Annotated in this window: 25 protein-coding genes and 3 tRNA genes; 17 read left to right on the forward strand and 11 right to left on the reverse strand. The window is 36.4% G+C overall.

Features of this window, described 5'->3' with window-relative positions:
- Nucleotides 1-177: 177 nt before the first annotated feature.
- From E6X37_RS05785 to E6X37_RS05815, 7 genes are all read left to right on the forward strand, one after another.
- On the forward strand, nucleotides 178-1,320 hold the full coding sequence (locus E6X37_RS05785; protein ID WP_105087123.1) for an isochorismate synthase: 1,143 nt from the start codon (nucleotides 178-180) through the stop codon (nucleotides 1,318-1,320).
- A 40-nt stretch (nucleotides 1,321-1,360) separates the two neighbouring features.
- Nucleotides 1,361-3,241: a 2-succinyl-5-enolpyruvyl-6-hydroxy-3-cyclohexene-1-carboxylic-acid synthase gene (gene menD / locus E6X37_RS05790; RefSeq protein WP_316581485.1), complete on the forward strand. Its 1,881-nt coding sequence runs from the start codon at nucleotides 1,361-1,363 to the stop codon at nucleotides 3,239-3,241.
- On the forward strand, nucleotides 3,238-4,098 hold the full coding sequence (gene menH / locus E6X37_RS05795; RefSeq protein WP_004693711.1) for a 2-succinyl-6-hydroxy-2,4-cyclohexadiene-1-carboxylate synthase: 861 nt from the start codon (nucleotides 3,238-3,240) through the stop codon (nucleotides 4,096-4,098). The genes menD and menH overlap by 4 nt, the downstream gene beginning before the upstream one ends.
- A gap of 4 nt (nucleotides 4,099-4,102) precedes the next feature.
- The gene (menB, locus tag E6X37_RS05800; protein WP_024061373.1) at nucleotides 4,103-4,945 is read left to right on the forward strand and encodes a 1,4-dihydroxy-2-naphthoyl-CoA synthase; all 843 of its coding nucleotides are present in this window, start codon (nucleotides 4,103-4,105) and stop codon (nucleotides 4,943-4,945) included.
- A gap of 199 nt (nucleotides 4,946-5,144) precedes the next feature.
- Nucleotides 5,145-6,551 (forward strand): o-succinylbenzoate--CoA ligase, encoded by a 1,407-nt coding sequence (gene menE / locus E6X37_RS05805; RefSeq protein WP_128113994.1) that lies wholly within the window; start codon nucleotides 5,145-5,147, stop codon nucleotides 6,549-6,551.
- Between the two features lie 13 nt (nucleotides 6,552-6,564).
- The gene (menC, locus tag E6X37_RS05810) at nucleotides 6,565-7,716 is read left to right on the forward strand and encodes an o-succinylbenzoate synthase (protein ID WP_128113995.1); all 1,152 of its coding nucleotides are present in this window, start codon (nucleotides 6,565-6,567) and stop codon (nucleotides 7,714-7,716) included.
- On the forward strand, nucleotides 7,713-8,090 hold the full coding sequence (locus E6X37_RS05815; protein ID WP_024061370.1) for a PaaI family thioesterase: 378 nt from the start codon (nucleotides 7,713-7,715) through the stop codon (nucleotides 8,088-8,090). Before menC ends, E6X37_RS05815 begins: the two co-directional genes overlap by 4 nt.
- A 237-nt stretch (nucleotides 8,091-8,327) precedes the next feature.
- On the opposite strand, the gene E6X37_RS05820 is transcribed toward E6X37_RS05815, so the two are convergent.
- Complete coding sequence (locus E6X37_RS05820) at nucleotides 8,328-8,963, reverse strand: hypothetical protein (protein WP_008602793.1); 636 nt, start codon at nucleotides 8,961-8,963, stop codon at nucleotides 8,328-8,330.
- Between the two features lie 320 nt (nucleotides 8,964-9,283).
- Here E6X37_RS05820 and E6X37_RS05825 point away from each other — a divergent pair.
- The 3 genes from E6X37_RS05825 to E6X37_RS05835 all read left to right on the forward strand — a co-directional run bounded on the left by E6X37_RS05825 (nucleotide 9,284) and on the right by E6X37_RS05835 (nucleotide 9,554).
- Nucleotides 9,284-9,359 (forward strand) — tRNA-Asp (locus E6X37_RS05825).
- Between the two features lie 21 nt (nucleotides 9,360-9,380).
- Nucleotides 9,381-9,456, forward strand: a tRNA-Phe gene (locus E6X37_RS05830).
- A 12-nt stretch (nucleotides 9,457-9,468) separates the two neighbouring features.
- Nucleotides 9,469-9,554: transfer RNA gene (locus E6X37_RS05835), tRNA-Leu, on the forward strand.
- Nucleotides 9,555-9,646: 92 nt separating this feature from the next.
- On the opposite strand, the gene E6X37_RS05840 is transcribed toward E6X37_RS05835, so the two are convergent.
- From E6X37_RS05840 to E6X37_RS05860, 6 genes are all read right to left on the reverse strand, one after another.
- The gene (locus tag E6X37_RS05840) at nucleotides 9,647-10,720 is read right to left on the reverse strand and encodes a tyrosine-type recombinase/integrase (RefSeq protein WP_316689671.1); all 1,074 of its coding nucleotides are present in this window, start codon (nucleotides 10,718-10,720) and stop codon (nucleotides 9,647-9,649) included.
- 414 nt (nucleotides 10,721-11,134) lie between these two features.
- Nucleotides 11,135-12,211, reverse strand: coding sequence for a hypothetical protein (locus E6X37_RS05845; RefSeq protein ID WP_316689672.1), 1,077 nt, complete (start codon nucleotides 12,209-12,211; stop codon nucleotides 11,135-11,137).
- A gap of 143 nt (nucleotides 12,212-12,354) precedes the next feature.
- On the reverse strand, nucleotides 12,355-12,603 hold the full coding sequence (locus E6X37_RS05850) for a hypothetical protein (protein ID WP_316689673.1): 249 nt from the start codon (nucleotides 12,601-12,603) through the stop codon (nucleotides 12,355-12,357).
- A gap of 26 nt (nucleotides 12,604-12,629) precedes the next feature.
- Nucleotides 12,630-12,905, reverse strand: a complete 276-nt coding sequence (locus tag E6X37_RS10365) for an ImmA/IrrE family metallo-endopeptidase (RefSeq protein ID WP_394802674.1) — start codon at nucleotides 12,903-12,905, stop codon at nucleotides 12,630-12,632.
- A 34-nt stretch (nucleotides 12,906-12,939) separates the two neighbouring features.
- Complete coding sequence (locus E6X37_RS05855) at nucleotides 12,940-14,136, reverse strand: Abi family protein (protein ID WP_316059493.1); 1,197 nt, start codon at nucleotides 14,134-14,136, stop codon at nucleotides 12,940-12,942.
- 38 nt (nucleotides 14,137-14,174) lie between these two features.
- On the reverse strand, nucleotides 14,175-14,576 hold the full coding sequence (locus E6X37_RS05860; protein ID WP_077708125.1) for a helix-turn-helix domain-containing protein: 402 nt from the start codon (nucleotides 14,574-14,576) through the stop codon (nucleotides 14,175-14,177).
- A gap of 179 nt (nucleotides 14,577-14,755) precedes the next feature.
- Between E6X37_RS05860 and E6X37_RS05865 the strand changes: the two genes are divergently transcribed.
- A complete protein-coding gene (locus E6X37_RS05865; protein WP_077708126.1) occupies nucleotides 14,756-14,986 on the forward strand; it encodes a helix-turn-helix domain-containing protein in 231 nt (76 codons plus the stop codon).
- 15 nt (nucleotides 14,987-15,001) lie between these two features.
- Nucleotides 15,002-15,262, forward strand: coding sequence for a hypothetical protein (locus E6X37_RS05870; RefSeq protein WP_316059494.1), 261 nt, complete (start codon nucleotides 15,002-15,004; stop codon nucleotides 15,260-15,262).
- Here the strand turns inward: E6X37_RS05870 and E6X37_RS05875 are convergent.
- Both E6X37_RS05875 and E6X37_RS05880 read right to left on the reverse strand, forming a co-directional pair.
- Nucleotides 15,249-15,821: a hypothetical protein gene (locus tag E6X37_RS05875; protein WP_077708128.1), complete on the reverse strand. Its 573-nt coding sequence runs from the start codon at nucleotides 15,819-15,821 to the stop codon at nucleotides 15,249-15,251. The two genes, E6X37_RS05870 and E6X37_RS05875, sit on opposite strands and share 14 nt — an antisense overlap.
- A gap of 400 nt (nucleotides 15,822-16,221) precedes the next feature.
- Complete coding sequence (locus E6X37_RS05880) at nucleotides 16,222-16,566, reverse strand: hypothetical protein (RefSeq protein WP_077708129.1); 345 nt, start codon at nucleotides 16,564-16,566, stop codon at nucleotides 16,222-16,224.
- A gap of 161 nt (nucleotides 16,567-16,727) precedes the next feature.
- On the opposite strand from E6X37_RS05880, the gene E6X37_RS05885 reads away from it, so the two are divergent.
- Nucleotides 16,728-16,883 (forward strand): hypothetical protein, encoded by a 156-nt coding sequence (locus E6X37_RS05885; protein ID WP_187658832.1) that lies wholly within the window; start codon nucleotides 16,728-16,730, stop codon nucleotides 16,881-16,883.
- Here the strand turns inward: E6X37_RS05885 and E6X37_RS05890 are convergent.
- Together E6X37_RS05890 and E6X37_RS05895 are read right to left on the reverse strand one after the other, a co-directional pair.
- The gene (locus tag E6X37_RS05890) at nucleotides 16,867-17,154 is read right to left on the reverse strand and encodes a hypothetical protein (protein WP_077708130.1); all 288 of its coding nucleotides are present in this window, start codon (nucleotides 17,152-17,154) and stop codon (nucleotides 16,867-16,869) included. The two genes, E6X37_RS05885 and E6X37_RS05890, sit on opposite strands and share 17 nt — an antisense overlap.
- Before the next feature lie 189 nt (nucleotides 17,155-17,343).
- Complete coding sequence (locus E6X37_RS05895) at nucleotides 17,344-18,009, reverse strand: hypothetical protein (RefSeq protein ID WP_316059495.1); 666 nt, start codon at nucleotides 18,007-18,009, stop codon at nucleotides 17,344-17,346.
- 108 nt (nucleotides 18,010-18,117) lie between these two features.
- Between E6X37_RS05895 and E6X37_RS05900 the strand changes: the two genes are divergently transcribed.
- From E6X37_RS05900 to E6X37_RS05915, 4 genes are all read left to right on the forward strand, one after another.
- Nucleotides 18,118-18,318: a helix-turn-helix domain-containing protein gene (locus E6X37_RS05900; protein ID WP_008715497.1), complete on the forward strand. Its 201-nt coding sequence runs from the start codon at nucleotides 18,118-18,120 to the stop codon at nucleotides 18,316-18,318.
- A gap of 16 nt (nucleotides 18,319-18,334) precedes the next feature.
- Complete coding sequence (locus E6X37_RS05905; protein WP_187658833.1) at nucleotides 18,335-18,499, forward strand: hypothetical protein; 165 nt, start codon at nucleotides 18,335-18,337, stop codon at nucleotides 18,497-18,499.
- Nucleotides 18,500-18,564: 65 nt separating this feature from the next.
- Nucleotides 18,565-18,852: a coiled-coil domain-containing protein gene (locus E6X37_RS05910; protein WP_077708132.1), complete on the forward strand. Its 288-nt coding sequence runs from the start codon at nucleotides 18,565-18,567 to the stop codon at nucleotides 18,850-18,852.
- Between the two features lie 322 nt (nucleotides 18,853-19,174).
- The gene (locus E6X37_RS05915; RefSeq protein WP_316059496.1) at nucleotides 19,175-19,972 is read left to right on the forward strand and encodes a rolling circle replication-associated protein; all 798 of its coding nucleotides are present in this window, start codon (nucleotides 19,175-19,177) and stop codon (nucleotides 19,970-19,972) included.
- The last annotated feature ends 4 nt before the right edge of the window (nucleotides 19,973-19,976 follow it).

The following is a 19,976-nucleotide window of genomic DNA, read 5'->3' on the forward strand; positions in this document are numbered from 1 at the left end:
TGTTACCTATGATATAATAAATTAGATATAAAGAGGGCCCATCGACGTGTGATGGCGTTAGGCTCATCTCAAAAATTTGGAAACTTATTGATGACGCCTGACGTGTAGAAGTAAATCTTCTACACGTTAGGTGTTTTTACTATAGTCTATTTTATTTCTTAATAGCGATATACAACTATGATATATAATAAAGAACCGTTAGAACTGAATAGTCCGGTAGCCTTTTGGCTGAATTTTCCAAACGAAGAACGCGTATTTTGGGTGGATCGTCAAAGTGACCGCATCGTTGTAGGCGCTAAACGTTTGGCGACGGTCAAAGATGATGAAGATCGCCATAATTACGCTTACGTGTTTTATGGAGATACTTTTTTTGAGAACTCTAAGGACCCTAAATGGGCTGGCATGGGTCATGAAATGATTGCTTTCACCCATTACTACATCGTAGAAAATGGGGAGTCTTTCTACTTGCACGTTGGTGAAAGCGTCCCTATTACGGATTTCGAGGTGTCTCGAGTTCGCCATAACTACAAGGAAACCAGTGATGATAAGGCGGTTTGGGATAGTTTGATGAACGCTATCGCTGATGGTATTAGTAGCGGTGAAATGACGAAGGTCGTTTCTTCTCGAGAGGTACAGTTCACTAGCGAAACACCATACAATGTGGCAAGTATTTTAGCAAATTTAGTAGATAATAATCCAAATTGCTTTATCTTTGGTTACGAAAAGGATGGACGCACCTTTGTGGGTGCATCGCCAGAGATTCTAGTTCGCCATCGAGGTAGTGAAATTCTCAGCTATGCCTTGGCGGGGACAGCGCCTAAACATGGACCAAATGCGTGGACTAAGGAACAACTGTTAACGGATAAGAAAAATCTCTTTGAACATAATATCGTCCGTGACCGTATTGTGGAGATCATGAAATCTATTACTCCGGAGGTTATAATAGGTGAAACGGGTATCATGGAGCTGGCGCATCTCTATCATTTGCGCACCATTATTACTGCAAAGGATAGCACAAAATCCCTCGTGGAATGGGCAAAGTTGCTCCATCCTACACCGGCTCTCGGTGGTGAACCACGAGAAAAGGCGTTGGCATTGCTACAAAAGTACGAAGCTCATGAGCGCGGCATGTATGCAGCACCTTTTGGCTTTATGAAAGATATGGGGGACGGCATTGTCATCGTTGCTATTCGATCTGCCCTCATTATGGATAATGTTCTTTATGCCTATGCAGGATGTGGCGTCGTAGCCGATTCTGATGCGGATGAAGAATATGCAGAAACTAATAATAAAATGCGCACCATTTTGGATGCGTTATAATAAATTTCCAAACCCTTAGGAGTTGTTGAAAGGGAATATAATGAACGAATATATTGCTGCCTTGGTAGATGAGTTTTACCAACTCGGCGTCCGGCATGCTGTGTTTAGCCCTGGTTCTCGTTCTACGACGATGGCTATGCTTTTCACGGAGTATGAAGGCTTTGAAACATATATGAATATAGATGAGCGCTCTGCTAGCTTTATGGCGCTTGGCATTGCAAAGGCTCATAAAGAACCAACTGTGTTAGTTTGTACATCCGGTTCCGCAGTGGCTCATTATTTGCCCGCTATTTTAGAGGCTCAATATAGTGGGGTACCTCTTATTGTATTGTCTGCCGATAGACCTTATACCTTGCTACATACAGGGGCTCCACAAACAGTAGATCAACAAAAAATCTTTGGTACAGCTGTAAACTATTATGAAGAATTAGCGGTGCCTCAAAAGGAACATTATTATACATATCCACGACAAGTAGCGCGCAAGGCATATATGAAAGCTATGGATACTAAAAAAGGACCCGTGCATATCAATATACCTCTCTTTGAGCCGTTGGTACCTGAACTGGACCGTAAGCACTTTGAAGCGGGACGTAGCCCTTACAAAGTATTTAAACCTAATTACGGTGATGTGTTTAGCTATCAGAATAGAAGTAATAATACAAGTAATGCAAGTAATGCAAGTAATGTAAGTGACGTAAGTGATGTAAGTTATACTAAAAATACTACTGATAATAGTGCTAATAATACTAATAACTTTAATAACTCTAATCTATTGCTTACACAGTATAAGAGAGTCCTTATTTTAGCTGGCCCACAAATTGATATAGATGAAGTTGAGTCTATTCATTCCTTTGCGGAGAATTTACAAGCTCCTATCTTGGCGGATCCATTGTCCAATGTAAGACGTTGTCATAAGACTGGTACTATTGATGACAATCATGAAGTTGCTAGCAATCGTAACAATGATACAGATATGATTCAGAAAAAACATTTCTCTGATGTTGTCATTTCTACGTATGATGCGTTTTTAGCGGATAAAGACCTATGGCCTGTACTAAAGCCAGATTGCGTAATTCAGTTTGGACAAATCGTTGTATCGAAACGGGTACAGCAAATGGTGGCAAGTTGGGATAATGTGGAGTATATTGAGGTAAATCCCACGATGGACTCCATGAACCCTATGGGGAAAACCACCATACACATGCAAGCAAGCATCGATATGTTTACGCATTTGTTCGCTGTAAAGAACGAATCTAATGCATATCTTAATAGATGGCAACGTTTAGAAGTAGCTGGTAAAGCTCAACTAAGTACAGCTATAGAAGAACCAAGTTGCTTTGAAGGACGCACGATACGCGAGTTGCAACAGCATATTCCTGACAATAGCCAAGTACTTGTGGCGAATAGCATGACCGTTCGCGACTTTGATTACTTTTGGCTTTCTGGGGAGTCCGATGCCGTTCTTTACGGTAATCGTGGTGTTAATGGTATCGATGGTACAGTTTCCACTGCGCTTGGACTTGCAACGAATCATCAGCCTACATATCTCGTAACGGGTGATTTGTCTTTATTCCATGATCTAAACGGTTTAGCGGTTGCTAAAACGCACAATCTCAATTTGACGATTATTTTGCATAATAACGATGGAGGCGGTATTTTTGAATATTTACCGCAAAAGGGAACGAAATATTTTGATTATTTGTTCTCTACGTCACAAGGTTTAGATTATAGTGGGGTTGCTAAACTCTATGGCTGTGGGTACACTAAAATCTCTAGTCCTGATGAATTGGTCCCTGTATTAGCTAAAGTTAGCGAGGAATCTGGCGTTCATATTATTGAAATACCAACAGACCGGGAATATAGTCGTCAGTTACATAGGAAATATACAAAAGTTTCAGTTGATATGGAGGCATTACTATGAGTCAGTATTTTTGCAGTATTGTAGATAATGCTTTGTGTAATCCAGCTCAGCGCATGTATTTTGACTTGGGAGAGTATCGCTACGGTTTGACTGTGGTAGGTGAAGGGGAACCTATTGTATGTTTCCACGGCTTCTCTGAATCAAGCTATACTTGGGATGCTATTAATCTGCCGGGGTATCGAGTGGTTCGTATTGATTTAATCGGACATGGCGATTCAGATATTCCTGATGAGAATCAGGCTTACACCATTCCTCAAATGATAAAGGACTTACACACAGTTATCTATTACATGGTTGGTGAAAGCTATTACCTCATGGGCTATTCTATGGGGGCTCGTATTGCACTTTCCTATGCGTTGGAGTATGAACGTGAAATCAAAGGTCTTATTCTTGAAAGTGGCTCGGTAGGCATCGCTTCTGACGCTGAGCGAGCAGCACGCCGCAAGGCGGATGAAGACTTAGCAGTTCATATCGAAGAGCATGATGGTGCTTGGTTTGCTGCACGATGGGCGGAAGTACCTATTTTTGAGAGTCAAAAACAGCTTTCAGAGGGGGTAGAAGAATTAATCTATCTACGTCGTTCCAATAATAGCCCATATGCATTAGCTTGTACATTGCGTGGGTCAGGGCAGGGCGTGATGCCTTATGTAGGGGATAAATTAGAAAAATTCTCTGTTAAAGGTTTATATGTGAGTGGCGCATTAGATACAAAATATACTACAATAGGAAGAGATGTATTTGGCAAGTTGCCAAGTTTTAATCATGTCATCGTCGACGGGGCGGGGCATAATGTACATATAGAGAAACCGCAGATTTTTGAACAAGCGGTATTGGATTTTTTACAGAAGAAAGGTTAAGTCCATGAGCAAATTTGATTGGAAAATATTGGATCGTAATTATGAAGATGTAATTTACGAAACATATAATGGCATTGCAAAGATTACTATTAACCGTCCAGAAGTGCGCAACGCATTCCGTCCTAAAACGGTAATGGAGTTAATTGATGCTTTCACAGTAGCTCGTGAAGATAACGAAGTAGGCGTAATCGTATTGACTGGTGCTAACCACGGTAAGGGCGAAGATAAAGAGGCATTCTGCTCCGGCGGTGACCAAAGCGTACGTGGTCACGGTGGTTATGTAGGTGAAGATAATGTGCCTCGCTTGAACGTTCTCGATTTACAACGCTTAATTCGCGTCATCCCTAAACCTGTTATTGCAATGGTTAATGGTTATGCTATCGGTGGCGGTCATGTATTGCACATCGTATGTGACCTTACAATCGCTTCTGAAAATGCTAAATTCGGTCAAACTGGTCCTCGTGTAGGCTCCTTCGACGCTGGTTATGGCGCAGGTTACTTGGCTCGTATGATCGGTCACAAACGCGCTCGCGAAGTATGGTTCTTGTGCCGTCAATACACAGCAGCTCAAGCGTATGAAATGGGCATGGTTAATACTGTGGTACCATTTGACAAATTGGAAGAAGAAACAGTTCAATGGTGTAGCGAAATCCTTGAATTATCTCCAATGGCATTGCGCATGTTGAAAGGCGCTTTCAATGCCGACACAGATGGCCTTGCAGGTTTACAACAATTCGCAGGGGACGCTACATTGATGTACTATACAATTGATGAAGCGAAAGAAGGTCGCGACGCGTTCAAAGAAAAACGGAAACCTAACTTCAAACAATTCCCTAAATTCCCTTAATCGGGAGTCGATACAGTCCTATATGACGGACTATATTAACGGTTAAAACGACAAGTGCGCCTCTATAGGAGGCGCCTTTCTTGTAATATCTCTTTATTTATCATATTTCAATTATTATTTTTTAGTTTTTACTTATTATTTACTATTTATTGGTAATTAGTGATTACTTATTAGTGATTAGGTTTAGATACGAGGTGAGATGATGGAGTGGTTACGTTATGGTGCACAGCACTACCCTAATCGTAAATGTATAAATGAATATACCTATAACGATATATACCGTGGTGTACTCCATGTAGCTCGTAATTTAGTGCCTTTAGACGCATCTCGTGTGGCTATCTTGTCTGATAACTCTGTGACCATGGCAATGTATGTGTTGGCTGCTATGCTAGTTCATAAAGAGGTACTTTTACTTAATGTACATCTTAAGCCAAAGGAAATAGAAAACCAATTGGATCAACTAGGTGTTACCACCGTATTACATAGTAAAGAACGACGTAATCAATTATCTCATTTCGTTGATTCGAAGGCCTCTAATTCAATTGTTACAAATGAGTTTGAAGCTCTAGAAGATATTCTATCGGATTTAGCGGTCGAGGACTCCTTTGATTGGGTCTTTGTAGACACAGACATAGCTGCTATCATGAATACGAGCGCTACTACGGGGCAATTTAAGTCTGTACCGCTTCGATGGGGGCAGATTAAAGCTCATGTACAAGCTTCCCAAGAGGTACTAGGAAAAACGGATCAGGATAATTGGCTAATGGTACTGCCTCTGTTTCATGTGAGTGGTTTATCTATCTTGATGAGGTCTCTTTATAACGGGACGGCTGTCACTATTTTGCCTAAATATGATGAAGCTCAAGTTCTCAAACTTATAGAATCTGAGCAAATCAATATGATGTCCTTAGTGCCCACTATTTTGACTCAATTAGAGCCACATATTACGCACCATGTATTACGTGTTATATTGCTCGGTGGAGAATTCATTCCTATGGCTCTCATCGAAGCTTGTGAAAAGAAATCTTTGCCTATCTATAAGACCTACGGCATGACGGAAACCTTTAGTCAAAGCGTGACCTTCTCTGTATTGGAGTATCCTCATAAACGAGAATCTGTAGGTAAGCCATTGCCTGGCATGCAGGTTCGTATCGATAATCCTGATACAGATGGGGTAGGCGAAATTCATTTGACGGGCCCTATGGTTATGACTGGTTACATCAACAAGAAACCTATCGATGGAGACTTTAATACAGATGATATTGGTTACATCGATGAGGAGGGGTTCGTTTATATTTTGAATCGTCGTAAGGATCTCATCATTTCTGGGGGTGAAAATATTTATCCTAAGGAACTAGAGGATTTGGTCTATACGTTGCCATTGGTAAAGGAATGTGCCGTTGTGCCTGTGTCCGATGTTAAATGGGGACAAGTGCCAGCCCTCTTTGTGGCCTTTCATGATGGTAAAAGTTTGCCACCAGAGGATATTATAGTCTTTATGAAAGACTCTTTAGCAAAATATAAGATTCCGAAATATGTAAAAGTATTAACCGCATTGCCTCGAAATGGAACTGGCAAAATATTGCGTAATGAATTGAAATTATAAAATTGAGGCGCCTATGAATAATATTTTAAACTTTAAAAGTATAACTACATATCGCCTTAAATTGCCACTGAAGTTCAATTTTAAGACTGCCAAGGGCGAGGTGAAAGAAAGAGAGACTATCGTTGTTCGCATTGAAGACCAACAAGGGTATGTAGGATATGGGGAATGCGTAGCTTTCACAGAGCCATTCTATACATTTGAGACCGTAGAAACCTGTTGGAAAGCTATGGTAGACGATTATATCTTTAATTTGCGCTTGATGCGGCCTAAATCACTGATGACCTATGTACGACAATTACAATTTTGGCGCAATCGAGACAATATGCCTATGGCTATTGCGGCTCTAGAAAATGCGCTTATTCATCTTCATTGTGAACGGATAGGTGTAAATTCTGTTTCCTACATTATGGATCAACCTTTACAAGAGACAATTGAAAGTGGTATCGTCGTCGGTGATGTGCCAATAGACCAATTACTTGATGTTGTAGCGCATCATGTAGTAAATGGTTGTAAGCGGATTAAATTAAAGGTAAATCCTATAGATGGTTATGAACGCGTAGCTTTAGTTCGCAAACATTATCCGGATTTGGTCTTAGCGGCTGATGCAAATCGAAGCTATTCATATCAAGAAATAGATAAGGTCCGTCAGTATGATGATTTAGGTCTAGCTTGTATTGAAGAGCCCTTTGCGATGGCAAACCTTCAATCTTATAAAGATTGGAAGTGGGAGCGTCTTAATCATGGTGATTGGAAAATCTATACGCCAATTTGTTTGGATGAGTCCATTTTAGGATATGATGATTTGTCCTATGCTATCGAATATGGTTTGATTGATGTGCTTAATATAAAAGTAGGGCGCATGGGGGGGCTTATTCCAACAAAAGCAGCTATTAATCTATGTAGAGAACGTCATATTCCATATTGGATTGGTAGCATGGTAGAATCAGGGGTTTCTAAAATGCTTCATGTTCAGTTAGCCGCATTAGGAGATTCCTATATGGCAGGGGATTTGTCCGATTCAAATCGATATTTTGAACAAGATCTTATTTTCCCAGATTTAACCTTTAATGAGGGTGTTATGCAGGTCCCTGATGGTGATGGACTAGGTGTAACAGTTTTTGATGACCGGCTAGAAACTTATTGTATGGAGAAACGAACACTATGAATCTAATTGAATCCTTACAAATCGATGTACCTCGTATGACGAGCGATACTACATGTATTGCAAAAATGAATTTAAATGAATTTCATAAACAACCGCAAGGCTATTTAAATGGTGGTGCTACATTAGCTTTTGCAGAAATTATTGCAGGTATGATGAGCAATGAGCTGGTAGGCTCTCATAAATTTGGAGTAGGTCAGTCTATAACTGCGAATCACTTGCGTCCTGTGAAATGCGAAGGAACATTAACAGCCTTAGGAACATTACTAGTGAAAGGCAAAACATCCCATGTATGGCGCTTTGATATGATAGATGATGCACAACGCCTTATTTCACAAGTGACTGTAACCTTGGCTATTGTAGATTTTGATAGATAAAATCCCATTTTTAAAGGATTTAGTTATATTTGCTAATTAAGTTATGTATAATTTCATCTTACATGAGAACTTACGATTGTTAAGATTATAGGATAATAAAAGGACAGTATCTACTTTTCAGTAGATACTGTCCTTTGTTGGATTTACAATGTAAATGGCTCGTCTAGAAAAACGACATAGCTCTTTTTTACGTTTTTTAAGATCTGCAATTTAAAATGTTAGGAAAGACAAAGATATTTATTTTCTAGTGATAGTATATAGGTCTTCAATATCAGGAATATCGTAAATTACCCATGTTCCATCTCCTAAATGACGCATCAAAACTTTTATATCTTTTGTCATATTCTTTTTATTATTTTGTATCGTTACAGTCACAGTAGCCTTATCACCATTATCTTCTGACTTTAGGTTTTTAACCTCTACATCATGTTCCTTAAATAGGCGACCTTCTACAAGACGATCTACCATAGACTTATTATCATCATTTGCTGTAGTGGTATTATTGGTAGGTGATTCAGATTTAAAGCTGTCAGGATCTTCGATATATGTTCGTATTACGTCTTCGATAAGAGCTGGTCCAAATGTTTTGGTAGCTGCTATTGTAGCTTTACCAAGTGGGGTAGATGTATCGACATATTTATTGCCTTCTCGTTCTACAATGTTTTTTACAATGGATTTTATATCTATGTGGCGTAATGCTTCGTCTGCATCTTTATCTTGTACTGCTTGGTGAATGATTTTTAATGTGTAGGCTGGTGTATGTGGTACATACCATAAGAAATACCATGCTGCGGCCATCGCTCCTACAATAGCTATGATAAGAGCGATAATAACACCTTTTGAATTGAACTTATTCACAGCGAATCCTTTCATGTTTCTATAGAGGCATTTTCATACTGAATATATACATATTGTAGCATATTGAGTAAAGAATAGGATGATTTCTAGTAAAGGGTATACCTATTATAGCTTAGAGAGAAAATTGTACTATTACGAAAACTGACGAATTATGACGATAAAGGGTGGATTCCTGTAATATAATATAGAGATACTTTTATAAAAGCTATAAAATAACGATTATCAAATATAATCAATTATTTTCATAGATTTGTAATAATATTTTTTAAAAAAATAGTTGCATTGCTCTAAAATCCATGATATTATGTACAAGTAGTCAACGCGAGTTGATACGCGGCCCCGTGGTGTAGCGGTTAACATGTCGCCCTGTCACGGCGAAGATCGTCAGTTCAAATCTGATCGGGGTCGCCATTTTTTTTTACAAAAAATCATGCCTCGGTAGCTCAGTTGGTAGAGCAACGGACTGAAAATCCGTGTGTCGACAGTTCGATTCTGTCCTGAGGCACCATTTGTATTCCATGCGGTTGTGGTGGAATGGCAGACACGCCATCTTGAGGGGGTGGTGAGCTAACGCTCGTGCGGGTTCAAGTCCCGCCAACCGCACCAAGCTAATAAAATAAGGGTTTACAGGTAATTCTGTAAGCCCTTATTTTTGTTTGACATCATAAAGTCTTATGGGGTTTGACATCATTTTGACATCATAATATTTTAGCGATGCGTTCCACGATGTCATCTTCCATTTTAGGAGTGACGTGTGAATAGGTATCCATTGTTTCTTGAAACGAAGCATGGCCTAGGCGCTCTTGTATGGCTTTCATATTTGCCCCATTTTCAATGAGAAGTGTGGCGTGGGTATGTCTTGTACCGTGCATAGTAAAAGTTGGCTTACCGATTAAATTGGCGTATTTCTTACATAACTTGCTGACTTCATCAGGACAGCGAGGTGCACCTTTAACGCCAGGGAATACTAGATTATTATTAATCCAGTTCATTGTCTTGATTCTGCGCTTATCGATGACTGTTTTATGCTTCATAAGTTCTTGGAGCGTATCTGTATCAATAGCTATCGTTCGTTTGGATGACGTAGTTTTAGTTGTATTTGATATAACTGCAGTGGATCCGATTTTGAGTGCTGTTTGTGAAATAGATATAGTTGATTTCTTAAAATCAATATCAGACCATCGTAAGCCTAATAATTCAGACCGACGCATACCTGTTGCAAATGCTAATTTAAATAGAGTATGATGTTCTGTATTTGATATATTGGATAAGAAATCTTTTACTTCATCTGCAGATAACGTTACCATATGGCGGACTTTAACCTGCTTTGGCCGATCTATATTTTTCATGTAATTTTTAGGGATGATATCATCTTTTACCGCCTGCTCTAATATGGATCCTAGAATTGTCATGGTGTAGGATATAGTCCTTGATGACAATCCATCCATTGATTCAAATACATACCGTAATGTATTGGGTTTAATCTCAGCTAGCTTTACATTGCCAATTTTATTTCTAATATAACGATTAATAATCCCTGTATAGCTTTGATAGGTAGCTGGTGTTATACTTTTCTCTTTTAATTGTAGCCATATATTAATCCAGGTATTTAGTGAGATAGTAGCATCAAAATTTGCACATGATTGGTTAGCGTTTATATATTTCTCCATAGCTTCCGTAGCAGATTTTTTTGTGCTGCCATAAAAGTATTTACGCTTACCGTTTATCATCTTAGATACTTGGTAGCGCCCATCGGCTCGTTTTTTAGCCATAAAATAACCTCCTTGACTTAAAATAGGTAAAATAAAACAAGCCTTAGAGGTTTTATGTGGTATAATGATATTGGAGTAAAAATGAAGTACCTCTAAGGTATGTAGTTTTTAGTAGCCCTCACTGTGGTGAGGGCTTATTTTTTTTGTAAGGTATTGCACAGATTGTTGAGTAAGCTTTATAATAAGTGTAAAGGAAGGAGGCTGCGCTATGAATGTATTTAAACAATTAGAATGGTCTATTAATGCTTTTTGTGTTTGCATAATCGCGGCAATTCTAATGTTGCCATCATTATATTTTGACAGTATAAATATTTACATCAAGGGTGTATTTGTTAATGGCCCAGTGGCAGTCCTCTTGGCTATTTTCATACAACTTAAATTTTTCTACATAAGAATTCAGTATCATAAAGACGGCTAATCTTGGCTGTCTTTTTCATTTGGCAATTTGGTATCTAGTCGATCAAGAGTTTCTGTGATTTTTTCTAATTTTTTTACTGCATCAGGAGAGTTTAGAATTTTTTTAGCCGGAGCTTGTGTATCAATGTCATCTGATTCTTGACTAGGGCCGTTTATTTTACACGTTTGGGTTATGCCTGATAAGCCGATCGTTGTTGTAACCTCTCCACCTTGTTCTTTTGCCGCATTAAGAGCCCTATAGACATTAATAGCCATAATAACGCCTATTACAACCCCTATACCTCCTATAGCTATAATGAATTCAACAGGGCCTGGTGACTGAACATTAATTTTTAGTTCGGCCTCTTTTATCGCTTTTATTTCCTCCGGACTAAAATCTGCAGCCACAGCAATTTCTTCAAAACTGTTAATAAGAGTACTAATATCAGATATTTGAATCTGGTTGTTTGTTCTAACTCTTAGAGTTATGTGGGCTTTATCGTTTTGAATATACATATCTGATAGTGAGCGGTTAATAAAGGTCGCAGAGTCCGATACGTCAGTAATTACGTGATGAGACATAATTGCTTTATACAGATATGGATCTAAGCGCTCTTTCTTTAAAGTCTTCAACCACTTAATAGACCTTCTTTTTATGAACGGGCAACCATCTTCCGCTAACTCAGATTTATTAATAAGGTATGTATCAGAGACTATTTGTCCGAATGAGATATACTGAGAGTTTTCACTAGGAATCAGAACAATATCACCAATCGACATTTCTATCAAGAATCGTTTTAATTGATTAATAACAAGGCCGGGTTTAACTTGCTTATCTTCAGTGGACTCTGATTCTGCTTCAAATTTAATTTTTTCCTGTAGTGCTCTTTTATAAACAGGGTCTTCCTCTGCGCGAATTATAGCAACAGGGTCTGTAATCCAGTTAAAACCAACGGCTATGAACCCTTCATTAAAATACTCATTATAATAATCGCCACCATTTGTTCTAACAAACCAATACTTGCGTTCTGAAATCTCATCAATGACGAATTCAAGTCCTTGTTTTACTTCTTCTTGTCTCATTACCTCTTGCATAATTTGCTCCTTCATAAAAATATATTATTATACTAAAATATAGAGTCTAATACATTGTCATACCAGTGCTTTTTCTTTTCTTTCTTAGGTGGTTCCTGCTGAATATCTTCAGAATACGTTCTGTGTATTTCGTTGGAGGCTTGCTATTTTGCTAATGCCTTATCAGTGCCTTCATCGACTTTGTGCAACTCGTCGATTTGTTCTTGTGTCATATTGATAGTTCGCTCAAGATATTCTTGCTCCTCTAATAACTCAGTACTTCCATCATCATAATGCACTAGCACCTTGGGACCGTCTAAAGCCTTAAATTCATCATGAGATACTTCAGTTCTAGCAAAGCCAGTTACGGCAACTAAGGCAAACATAGTAGTAATTAACAAAGTCTTTTTCATTTTTAAATCTCCCTTTAAATATTCCCTTATAATGCTGATAAATAATGGTGGTAGAAATCTATATTTTCCAGCTCAGAGTCTTCAACGTTACTCCTGCGGACCATCTGTTCGACAAGGTCCACGTGCTTATCCAAATAAAAGTCATCATTAATAATATGAATTAATTCATGCTTAATTTCCTCCCTCATGCGATCATGGGGTAGATTTTTATTTATGTAGATATTATGGGTATCCACATCTTCACATTCCTCCGATACCGCATTAGTATGTGGTAAATTGCAATAAATTATATTAACTACCAATTACAACACCCTCCCTTGTGTCGACTATTTATGTTTAGATCTGTTGAGCACGCAAAAAATCTAGTTTTTCTTTGTAAGCTTTTGACGAAGGGGCCATAAGTACGTCTTGCATAAACTCGCTAATTACTGGTATGTATTCCTTATAAATCATACTAAATACATCCTTATCAATAGCTTGTGTGAAATTAATAAATGAATTGTTTGGTAATAAATATTTAAAAACAATGAGTAATTTAAAAATATTGGTAATGTTATCTTGATATTCAAGTTGAAAAGTAGTGGTAAAGTCGACAAGTAATGGCAAGCTTTCTTTTAACTTTGGGTAATCATGGTTGATAAAACTTGAAAAGTGGGCACAGTCATTACGAACTTGATTTAAAAATAATATACTTGTACGAAGTTGGCTTGGAGTCATATGGAAAAATGATGAAATATTATCCTGAATTTTAAGAACTTCATAGAAGTGTAGCATTTCACCAAATGAAAGATTATTAATAAAAATCCATATAGGGATATGTCCATGTTTTGTTCGATAGTGAGTAAACGGCTTAAATGTAGTATCCTTGTATATCTTTTTTAATCGTTTTATTAATAACTCATGCTTTAATTCATTTTTCTTTGTCTTTAGATTTTGTGTGTAATTTGATTCATTTAAATATGGTTCTATGTAGTGACAATCAATGCTATCACCATCAAATGGTCCGTAAGCTTTTGCAAACTCATAAGATATACAAGTTTTTAATCGTTGCTCGATTTGTAAAATAGGATAAAATATAAGGTTTTTAATTCTAGCATCAACTTGTTGGATACTGAATAGTTTAAAGAAATCGATATCATCAATATATTTATCATTAGTTAGAAAAGGCTTATTATATTGGTTGATAATATTGTAATATCCATATGTTTGTAGTAAATCTTTCACATACGATTTAGAATTTTTGAGTATGGTCATTCTAATATCACGATCAGAGGTTGGATGTTTAAATGGATTGTGAATATGAATTACAGCTGGACCTTTTATATCAGGGGAAGGTGATTTATTAGTATATTTAGGTAACAAACCAGAATTGGATAATATATCTATTTGTTCATCGTAAGTTTTAAATGATTTCATAATAATAAAAAGGCCATGCACACATAAGTGTACATGACCTTTTTCAGGTTGCAGCTTTTTGCAAAGCCTCCCCAGATACCATGTACACAATATACCATTGCAAGAACTCTTTGTCAAACTCCTTTCTTTTATATTGATTCTGATATTGCGGACAATTATTTATATTTAGATTTTAAAAATTCAATATATTCCACAGCTTTTTGCATATCCTCCTTTGAAATTCCACGTGATGCGGAGAATAATAAACGTGCAGAAGGACGGGTGCGAAGGTATTCAGCGTATTCAGCTGTTTCAGAATCAAGGTAGTAACCTTGTGGAGTATCATCCTTATCCCAACCGATTAACCATTCTGGATTTACTTCTAATATGGGAGCCAATCTATTAATAAAATCAATAGAAACACTAGCGATTTTACCAGATTCATATCTTTGCATATTACTTTCACTAATACCTAATCTTGCTCCTAAGTCAGCTAATGTTATGCCTTTTTGCTTTCTAATGGCTTTTATTCTTTCTCCTATTTCTTTGTTTATTGCATTTCTTTCATCGGTACTCATAATATGCCTCCAAATAAGAATCGCCCTTACAAACATATATTACAATAAACTTGAATAAAATTCAAGAAAAATTATAAAACTTTTATAAAATCTTGCATATGATGGTTGACATGTTTTTCTAATAGGCTTATCATGTAATCATAAACTTGCATAGTGTGCAAGAAAAGTGAGGTGAAAAGATGAAATTAGAAAAACTGAAAGGATTGTTGGTAGAACATAAGAAAACATATGCAGATTTAGCAGAGTTGTTAGGCGTTTCTATTACAACTATTAACAGTAAAATGAATGGGAAAACACAGTTTGATGTAGTAGAGGCTACAATGATTAGTGATTGGCTTGGATTAGACTGCTCTAGTCGAGTAGATATTTTTTTACACAATAACTTGCATAATATACAAGTTATAAGTTAGAAGAGGTGAAATTACATGAAAAGCCCATTACAGAGACACATGGATAACCTTGGGAACAAGACGGAAGAAGGAGGAGAAACAAGTATCACAAAAAAAGAGCCACATGATGCGGCTCAAAAAAAGTGGATTATATTTAGATATTTTAATGCTTTGAAATATAACAAAGACCAATCACTAGAGGAAAAATTACAAGACATAAGATATTGCACAAGAGTTAATTTGGGACTGTTTGTGATTGCAGTGATCCTAACGATTCTAAATATTACGAGAATATAAAGGTTAATATTGCAATTATTATTGTTGTAAATATACCAATGCCAGCTAACCATGCAGCAAATTTACCATATTTAGCAGATTCCTTTGAAATACGAAGACTTTCTTCTGCAAGTTGTAATGTATGATTTTCTTTTTCCAACTGATGCAAAAAATTTAAACCAGATACAGTTAGTTGAAATTCATCAGAATCATCAAAATAATAAGGGGCAAAAAAATCTTTTGGTATAGTTACAAGTTTAAAGTAGGAATGTATTAGAGAGGTAGTATTAGAGATTGCAGATATACGTTCAATAGAATAAAAGGGTGGTTCAACTTTCTTTTTGGGAGTATTGGATAAATACAATTGGAGAGTTGCATCGTTCAATATTGATACTTCTGCTTTTAATTCAGCGTAAGTTTTTGACTTCCTATTAATGAATAATATTAATTTCTCTAAATTTTCATTGGTTAGAGAATGAGCGTGTGAATCAAAGGAATCAAGTTCTTCTTTATAGTTTAAATACTCTTGTTCAATAGAATTTTGCGATAACTGAAGATTAGAAATAGGTAATGCCTTCATAATCCCTATATTTTTTTGGATGGCATTACTAATAGCTTCAGATTTTTTAATAAGTCGCTAGTGGGTTTCATAAAAGACCTCCTTTCAGAGTAATTATAGCACTAGGGAAGGCGATACGAAGGAGAAACAAATGAAAGAAATTAAAGAAAAATTACATCAAGTAATTTTAAAAAGATTAGACATGACAATGAATGAAACAAGTTATACAGATCCATATATTGTTCCATACATTGAATTATATTAACGCTTAGAAGAAAAGAGTGTTCCACACCAAGAAGAACACTCTAAATAGTTAATTAAGAAAGGAATTATGAAATGGATACCACAGAATTGGCATTAATTATTTCAGCAATGGCATTAGGAATAGCTATAGCTAAATTAATTCTACAATAGCATAGAGTTATTTAAATATAGAAATTATGACTGCTATAAATGAAAGAAATAAAGCTAGATTAGAACGACATGTGGCATGCTTATCTATCTTACGTTGTTCTAACACTGCTTCATAATATGATCTTCCACTTGGAGTTATTTCATAAGTGTTATTAGAAAGAATACCTTCTGAATCACTATGAAAACCATCGGTATTGGTAATGAAGTTTAGTTGTAATAAGTAAGATAATTCAAGCGCCATGTTATAGGCTGATAGACCAGTAATACCGCTTAATTGTTGTGGAGACAAATTTCGCTGATAGAACTGTTCTAAATAAGAAAAACTTTTTTTATCCAAAAGATATAAGTCCATATACTCACCTCCTTTTGAGATGAGTATAGCATGAGTGATAAAAATTGAAAGAGGTGAAATCACATTTTACAAGGTAATTACGGAAAACCGTAATGCAGCGAATGTGAAAATAACAAAGGAGCGATATGCGAACCATTTATTAACACAGAAAGGAGATTGCGATGAAAATCATTATAGAAGGTACTGCTGAAGAAATTTGGGCATTAATGGAAAAAGAGCCCTGCTGTGAACAGAGCTCTAGTAATCAATGGTTTCCTGAAGACAGTAATCGGAAATATTACGAAAAATCAACAAGTGGTCCTAACCTGAAAAAATAGTTTCGTTGATATATTTCCAAGCCTCCTTTGGTAACCAACCTTGGGTATTATTTATTACTTCTATGACCAGTAACCTATCATTGCTATCTAGATATTTGGTTATTTTGTCAGATACTTCTTGGGCTGATTGATAATTAGATCTAATTAAATAGGACGATTTCCAATATGTACACCAAGCTCCATCACTTGCCGATTTGATTGCTTGGATAACATTTTCATAATCTTGTCCCGCTTTATTCAAATCATAAGTAATAAAATAACGTTTTTTCATTCCACTCACCTCCTTTCTATATCCATTATAGCAAACGCGGAGGTGAGGGAAGTAATACTAATAAACAGATGAAGGGGGTGTAGAGATGAAGAACCCTGTAGGGGGGATTTATACAAAAGAAAATGGAGAACAATTTAATTATCAAAATAAATTTATAAGAGTTGAGCCAACAGGGGGTGATTTTTGGGACTACTTACCATTTATTGCTGTAGTGGTTTCCTCTGTTTCATTAGGCGTATCCATAGCATTTTGGGTGCTTAAAATTTTATGAAAATTAGATAAATTGTAATGGACTTTATAGAGCTTAAATTTTTTTCTATTAGATGTTGATAAAGGAGAGCGATGCCATGGTAGCCAAGCATATTGAGGAATTTTAAATTCAATGCAGATTCCCTCTTTAATAGAAATATTTTTATTAAGGATAACCAAGATAGGTAACTCTAAACAGCTGCCTGATGTAATTGGACCGCAGCGTGATTTAGGAAGATCAATAATAAAATTTTCTAAGGCCTTTGGCCCAAATGGACTAATTAATAAAGAGGGATTGTCTCTTAGCCATGGAACGCTAGATAAAGTGCAAAGAAAATGGTTTTCATTTGTTTTAGGGTTATAGGCTCGTAAATCAAAATAAGAACTATTGGTAGTGCTGGCATTCACAATGATTGCGGTTGTAAAAATTGCATATTGATTAGTTGAATTTTCAAAAACATTATCATGGGCTTCTATATTTTTTGTAACATCTAGTGCAAAGCAATTGGCATCAAAATCAACAGTTATTAATCTTCTTTCTCGCAAATATGATAGTAAAGAAAGCAATAAAGCCGCCAATGAAATGATTATTGGAATAAAACCCATAATTTCACCTACCTTCTAAGGGGATTATACAAATAATTATTTAAAAATACACAAAATATTCATGAAAACTTTATGAACACATATAAAAAGATATAAAGGAGGATTATTGTGGACAGGAATAAATTATGCATTACAGTTGCTGAGGCTGCTGAACTAGCAAGCGTTCCTCAGGATGTGATTCGCCAATGGGCGGCCGACTTTGATTTCCCGTCGATGAAAATAGGAGCCCGAGGTGGCAAACGATTGATTCATTTAGATTCGTTTAATGCATGGCTAGGGAAACGATGCCAGGCACGAATAGGAGAGTAAGGAGGTAAAAGACAAGATGAGTGCGATGACATACAAAGAAAAACGTGAGTTTAGACGTGCTGCTATGGCGCCACAATTAGCTGATGTTATAGAGGGTTTTATTGTCGGAGCATGTTTTTTATATCTAGTAGTAGGTATTTTCTATTGGTGGATTACAGGGGAGATATTAGTGAAATGGTAAAACGATGTTATCACTGGGGATATAAATTCTCCGGATGTTAGAAAGGATTAAGGAGGGGATAAAAAATGAAAGATAAAAGAGAAAAGGCACTAGATCTACTAAAAAGATATTTAATGTTTGATGATGAAGAAATGCAAGTTTTAAGGGAACACATTACATCAATCAGCGTAAGCAATAAAAGTGCAAGTTTAGACTTTACTATTCTTGCTAATGGATGCGCTATTTTTGTTAAGCGAAAGACAGGGGAATATGTATTACGCATAACAGGTAAAGGCCCAATTAAAGAAAACAAAGTATATCTTGCATTAAGGGCAAGAGAAATACTGCTTGATGCGGTGATGAATAATGAGTAAACACTGCAGCATATGTGATGAGTGCAATAAAAAAAGCCATGCCTACATACACTGTAGACAGGCTAAAGGGATTATATGTATGGAACATTGCGATGCATGTCAATATTTAGAAGTAGCACAAGGGGACATGCATTGCAAATATCCAAGGGAAAAAGAAAAGGCTGCTAATTAAAGCAGCCCATTCATGTACGTAAATTACGCACCACCTAAAGTAATTATATCATACATGGAGCGATAAAGATAGGAAATGCCTATATTAAGGGTATTTCTTAATTAACTAGATATAACATATTAACAAATCGACCATGGGGAGTAATTACTTATGAGGAAGCGGAAGAAAGTCATATCTAAAAATATGATAGAGGTACTTGATTATCACACATCAAGAACCTATAGAAAGAATGGCAAGCGTGTAAAAAAGAAAAGCATCACACCAGAAGCTATGAAAAAACAAAATGAAAAACAAGCAGAAGCAATGCTGCGTATGTTGATTGATAATAATTTCACTACAAATGATTGTTATATTACGCTCACATATAAAGAACAGCCTGCTACATGGGAAGATGCAAAGAAAGATATTCAGAATTTTATAAGAAGGCTAAAGCGAAGATATAAAAAACTGGATAAAGAATTGAAATACATTTACATAGCGGAGGGACAAACAAGAATACATTTCCACATGATCATCAATAATGCAGAACTATATTCAGATGAAATTAATGAACTTTGGCCACATGGCATGCACAAGTTGATGTTGTATCAAGGTAGAGCAGAAGATGCAGTGAGATTGGCAAGCTATTTTGTAAAAGAAAAAAGGAGTGCTTGTTACTCAGATAAAGAAGATGCATTTAAACGTAGATGGAATAGTAGTAAAAATTTAGAAAAACCTAAAGTTAAAACGGAGATTTTAAAGCCAAGCGAATGGAGAGATTATATCCAACCGCCAAAAGGCTATTACGTAGAAACGGACAGTGTAGTTGAGTCTGTATCAGAAGAGGGATATCCTTACAGATTTTATAGACTAATAAGAATTGAGGAGGTAAAACATGGCACTACTAGGAATAGGCATTGTAGTAGGGGTAATACTAGGAGTATCAATAATGGCATTATGCGTAATTAGTAAA

It is taken from the genome of Veillonella parvula, from assembly GCF_032550495.1.
GTDB lineage: Bacteria > Bacillota > Negativicutes > Veillonellales > Veillonellaceae > Veillonella > Veillonella parvula_G.

Coding starts and splice junctions, on each gene's coding strand:
- E6X37_RS05785 (WP_105087123.1), top strand. CDS start 178: ATGATATATAATAAAGAACCGTTAGAACTGAATAGTCCGGTAGCCTTT.
- menD (WP_316581485.1), top strand. CDS start 1,361: ATGAACGAATATATTGCTGCCTTGGTAGATGAGTTTTACCAACTCGGC.
- menH (WP_004693711.1), top strand. CDS start 3,238: ATGAGTCAGTATTTTTGCAGTATTGTAGATAATGCTTTGTGTAATCCA.
- menB (WP_024061373.1), top strand. CDS start 4,103: ATGAGCAAATTTGATTGGAAAATATTGGATCGTAATTATGAAGATGTA.
- menE (WP_128113994.1), top strand. CDS start 5,145: ATGATGGAGTGGTTACGTTATGGTGCACAGCACTACCCTAATCGTAAA.
- menC (WP_128113995.1), top strand. CDS start 6,565: ATGAATAATATTTTAAACTTTAAAAGTATAACTACATATCGCCTTAAA.
- E6X37_RS05815 (WP_024061370.1), top strand. CDS start 7,713: ATGAATCTAATTGAATCCTTACAAATCGATGTACCTCGTATGACGAGC.
- E6X37_RS05820 (WP_008602793.1), bottom strand. CDS start 8,963: ATGAAAGGATTCGCTGTGAATAAGTTCAATTCAAAAGGTGTTATTATC.
- E6X37_RS05840 (WP_316689671.1), bottom strand. CDS start 10,720: ATGGCTAAAAAACGAGCCGATGGGCGCTACCAAGTATCTAAGATGATA.
- E6X37_RS05845 (WP_316689672.1), bottom strand. CDS start 12,211: ATGCAAGAGGTAATGAGACAAGAAGAAGTAAAACAAGGACTTGAATTC.
- E6X37_RS05850 (WP_316689673.1), bottom strand. CDS start 12,603: ATGAAAAAGACTTTGTTAATTACTACTATGTTTGCCTTAGTTGCCGTA.
- E6X37_RS05860 (WP_077708125.1), bottom strand. CDS start 14,576: ATGAGTACCGATGAAAGAAATGCAATAAACAAAGAAATAGGAGAAAGA.
- E6X37_RS05865 (WP_077708126.1), top strand. CDS start 14,756: ATGAAATTAGAAAAACTGAAAGGATTGTTGGTAGAACATAAGAAAACA.
- E6X37_RS05870 (WP_316059494.1), top strand. CDS start 15,002: ATGAAAAGCCCATTACAGAGACACATGGATAACCTTGGGAACAAGACG.
- E6X37_RS05875 (WP_077708128.1), bottom strand. CDS start 15,821: ATGAAGGCATTACCTATTTCTAATCTTCAGTTATCGCAAAATTCTATT.
- E6X37_RS05880 (WP_077708129.1), bottom strand. CDS start 16,566: ATGGACTTATATCTTTTGGATAAAAAAAGTTTTTCTTATTTAGAACAG.
- E6X37_RS05885 (WP_187658832.1), top strand. CDS start 16,728: ATGAAAATCATTATAGAAGGTACTGCTGAAGAAATTTGGGCATTAATG.
- E6X37_RS05890 (WP_077708130.1), bottom strand. CDS start 17,154: ATGAAAAAACGTTATTTTATTACTTATGATTTGAATAAAGCGGGACAA.
- E6X37_RS05895 (WP_316059495.1), bottom strand. CDS start 18,009: ATGGGTTTTATTCCAATAATCATTTCATTGGCGGCTTTATTGCTTTCT.
- E6X37_RS05905 (WP_187658833.1), top strand. CDS start 18,335: ATGAGTGCGATGACATACAAAGAAAAACGTGAGTTTAGACGTGCTGCT.
- E6X37_RS05910 (WP_077708132.1), top strand. CDS start 18,565: ATGAAAGATAAAAGAGAAAAGGCACTAGATCTACTAAAAAGATATTTA.
- E6X37_RS05915 (WP_316059496.1), top strand. CDS start 19,175: ATGAGGAAGCGGAAGAAAGTCATATCTAAAAATATGATAGAGGTACTT.